This window comes from Photobacterium alginatilyticum (assembly GCF_009910675.1).
Taxonomy (GTDB): Bacteria; Pseudomonadota; Gammaproteobacteria; order Enterobacterales; family Vibrionaceae; genus Photobacterium; species Photobacterium alginatilyticum.
Genome location: NZ_RSEJ01000265.1, coordinates 1 through 455 on the forward strand (window position 1 = coordinate 1; position 455 = coordinate 455).

Annotated in this window: 1 protein-coding gene; it reads right to left on the reverse strand. The window is 38.5% G+C overall.

Going from position 1 to position 455, the window contains the following annotated elements:
* Positions 1–193: 193 nt before the first annotated feature.
* On the reverse strand, positions 194–455 hold a 262-nt coding region (locus tag EIZ48_RS29285), incomplete at its 5' end, for a hypothetical protein (RefSeq protein WP_205298660.1).

Below are 455 nucleotides of genomic sequence, written 5' to 3' on the forward strand. Positions count from 1 at the left end.
TGTAGAATAGAAGAGAACAGGGTTGCTTTCTATTTCATTCCCGAAAGAACCGTACTTACATACAGCTCTTCAAAGAGAAAGAGCTACCAGCTAATCTATTCTTATCCTTCCTTCGCTTAACTCTCCCTTATGAACCCTTGAAAGAACTAAAAAGAAAGAAGTMTTTTTACGAGGTACAACTAGAAATCCTTATTTATTTGTTACGAGATCGACCATAGATCAATTCCCCTTCAAAGCCAACAGTAGATCCTGTTGATTCGGTTGAGGCATAACAATAAAAAAGAGTTGCATCCGTTAAAGACCCATCACCAGCAGCGAGAGAAACTGACTTAAAGCTTTGATTCTCTGATGGCGGAGTTTTTTTACCTGTTGACAGAGCTTGTTGATTGATAGTACCGTAATGTATATATCTAGGAGTATAAGCTGAGCCGAGGTTCCCAGAATATGGATAGTAA